Raw genomic sequence first — 3206 nt, forward strand, 5'->3', positions numbered from 1 at the left:
CACCCTGCGCGCCGCCCTCGCCATCGCGAGCGCCGCCGCACCCGACGACGCCGCGCTGTGCCGGCTCGCGGTGATCGCGATGGGCAAGTGCGGCGGCCACGAGCTGAACTACGTCTCCGACGTCGACGTCATCTTCGTCGGCGAGGCCGTCGACGGCGCCGACGAGGGCAAGGCGCTCCGCGCCGCCACCAAGCTCGCCGCGCACATGATGCGGATCTGCTCCGAGACCACCGTCGAGGGCTCCATCTGGCCCGTCGACGCCAACCTCCGCCCCGAGGGCCGCAACGGCCCGCTCGTCCGCACCCTCGCCAGCCACCTCGCCTACTACCAACGCTGGGCCAAGACCTGGGAGTTCCAGGCCCTGCTCAAGGCCCGGCCGGTGGCCGGCGACCTCGCGCTCGGCGCGGAGTACGTCGCCGCCCTCGAACCCCTCGTGTGGAAAGCGGCCGAGCGCGAGAACTTCGTCACCGACGTGCAGAAGATGCGCCGCCGCGTCGTCGAGAACATCCCGGCCGCCGAGATCGACCGCGAACTGAAGCTCGCCCCCGGCGGCCTGCGGGACGTCGAATTCGCCGTCCAGCTCCTGCAGTTGGTGCACGGCCGCGCAGACATCTCGCTCCGCAGCGGCACCACGCTCGTCGCGCTCGATGCCCTCGCCGCCGGCGGCTACGTCGGCCGCGAGGACGCCGCCCGGCTCGACGACGCCTACCGCTTCCTGCGCACCATGGAACACCGCATCCAGCTCTACCGGTTGCGCCGCACCCACCTGGTCCCCGTCGAGGAGGCCGACCAGCGCCGCCTCGGCCGCTCGATGGGCCTGCGCACCGACCCGGTCGCCGAGCTGAACCGCGAGTGGAAGCGCCACGCGACCGTCGTACGACGGCTGCACGAGAAGCTCTTCTACCGCCCGCTGCTCGACGCGGTCGCCCAACTCGCCCCCGGCGAGACCAGGTTGAGCCCTCAGGCCGCTCGCGAACGGCTGGTCGCCCTCGGCTACATCGACCCGGCGGCGGCCCTCCGCCACATCGAGGCCCTCGCCTCCGGAGTCACCCGCAAGGCCGCCATCCAACGCACCCTGCTGCCCGTCCTGTTGGGCTGGTTCGCGGACTCCGCCGACCCGGACGCGGGCCTCCTCAACTTCCGCAAGGTCTCCGACGCGCTCGGTAGAACCCCTTGGTACCTACGGCTGTTGAGGGACGAGGGCGCCGCCGCCGAGAACCTCGCCCGCGTCCTGTCGGCCGGCCGCCTCGCCCCCGACCTCCTCATGCGCGCCCCCGAAGCGGTCGCCCTCCTCGGCGCCGGCGACGGCGGCAGCGGCCTCGAACCCCGCGAACGCGCCCACCTGGATCAGGAGATACTGGCCGCGGTCGGCCGCGCCGACGACGCCGCCCAGGCGGTCACCTTCGCCCGCGGCGTCCGCCGCCGCGAACTCTTCCGTACGGCCGCCTTCGACATCGTCGGCTCCTACGGCACCGAGACCCAGCCCGTCGAGGCCGACCAGGGCGCCCTCGTCGACCGGGTCGGCGGCGCCGTCTCCGACCTCACCGCGGCCACCCTCGCCGGCACCCTGCGCGCGGTGGTCCGCGAGACCTGGGGCGACACCCTGCCCACCCGCTTCGCCGTCATCGGCATGGGCCGCTTCGGCGGCCACGAACTGGGCTACGGCTCCGACGCGGACGTCCTGTTCGTGCACGAACCCCGCGAGGGCGTACCGGAGCGCGAGGCCTCCGACGCGGCCAACAAGGTCGTCTCCGAGATGCGCCGACTGCTCCAGGTCGCCAGCTCGGACCCGCCCCTGCTGATCGACGCGGACCTGCGTCCCGAGGGCAAGTCGGGGCCGCTCGTGCGGTCGTTGAACTCCTACGAGGCGTACTACCGCCGGTGGTCGCTGGTCTGGGAGTCGCAGGCGCTGTTGCGGGCCGAACCCGTGGCCGGGGACGGGGAGTTGGGGCGTCGGTTCATCGAGCTGATCGATTCGTTGCGGTATCCGGCCGAGGGGCTCGGTGACGACGCCGTACGGGAGATCCGGCGGTTGAAGGCCCGGATGGAGTCGGAGCGGTTGCCTCGTGGGGCTGACCCGACTCTGCACACGAAGTTGGGGCGTGGGGGGCTCTCCGATGTCGAGTGGACCGTGCAGCTCATGCAGTTGCAGCACGGGTGGAGTGAGCCGGGGCTGCGGACCACTCGTACGCGGGAGGCTCTTGCGGCGGCGTGTGCTGCCGAGCTGATCTCTGTCGAGGACGCGGCGACGTTGGACGAGGCCTGGGTGTTGGCGACTCGGGTTCGTAACGCGGTGATGCTGGTGCGGGGGCGGGCGGGGGATACGTTTCCTTCTGATCCGCGTGAACTGGCTGCTGTGGGGCGGTATTTGGGGTATGGGCCGGGGCATGTTGGGGACATGCTCGATGACTATCGGCGGACTACTCGGCGGGCTCGGGGTGTGGTGGACGTGTTGTTCTACGGGGCCTGAGAGGGTTGTTTTTTGGCTTACGGCCGGTGGGGGCTGGGCGCGCAGTTCCCCGCGCCCCTAAAAGGCGCGTCCAGCTGACGGCGATGCGAAAGTGCCACCCCCACCAGCACCACCGCCATCCCTGCCACCACCCGCAACCCCACCCTCTCGTCCAGCAGCACCGCGCCCAGCGACACCGACACAACTGGCAGCAGATATCCCACCGTTGCCGCGCTCGTCGCGCCCTCGTCCGCTATCAGGCGGTAGTTGAGGTAGAAGGTCACGCCGGTGGCGAGGACGCCGAGGGCGGTCACCGCGAGGAGGGCCGTGAGGTCGGGGTGGGTCGGACCCGCGGCCGGTAGGGCGAGGGTCGTCCAGGCCGTCGCCGCCAGCAGTTGTGCCGCCGAGACCGCCAACGGTGCCTGGCCGGTGGTGAGTTTGCGGGCCATGTAGGCGAAGGCCACGGCGTAGCTCGCGGCGGCGCCCAGCAGGGCCGGCGCGCCCCAGCCGGCCAGACCCGAGCGTTGCCATGGGGCGAAGATCAGGACCGTACCCGCGAAGCCGAGCAGAAGGCCGGTGAGGCGGGCCCGGCCGAGGCCGCGGTCGGTGCCGAGGGCGATGCCGATCAGCAGGGACCACAAGGGAGTTGTGGCGTTCAGGACACCCGCGATCCCGGAGTCGACGGTCTGCTCGCCCACGCTGAACAGGGCGAACGGGATGGCGTTGCAGAAGAGGGCGGCCACCGCGAGATCGGAAG

Annotated in this window: 2 protein-coding genes; one reads left to right on the forward strand and one right to left on the reverse strand. The window is 71.7% G+C overall.

Annotation, left to right across the window (positions count from 1 at the left end):
• Positions 1-2470, forward strand: a 2470-nt coding sequence (locus R6V09_RS49480; RefSeq protein WP_317887991.1) for a bifunctional [glutamine synthetase] adenylyltransferase/[glutamine synthetase]-adenylyl-L-tyrosine phosphorylase, incomplete at its 5' end; no start/stop codon positions are given.
• Between the two features lie 17 nt (positions 2471-2487).
• Here R6V09_RS49480 and R6V09_RS49485 read toward each other — a convergent pair.
• Positions 2488-3206, reverse strand: a 719-nt coding sequence (locus R6V09_RS49485) for a DMT family transporter (RefSeq protein ID WP_317887992.1), incomplete at its 5' end; no start/stop codon positions are given.

This window comes from Streptomyces sp. W16, from assembly GCF_033194735.1.
Classification (GTDB): domain Bacteria; phylum Actinomycetota; class Actinomycetes; order Streptomycetales; family Streptomycetaceae; genus Streptomyces.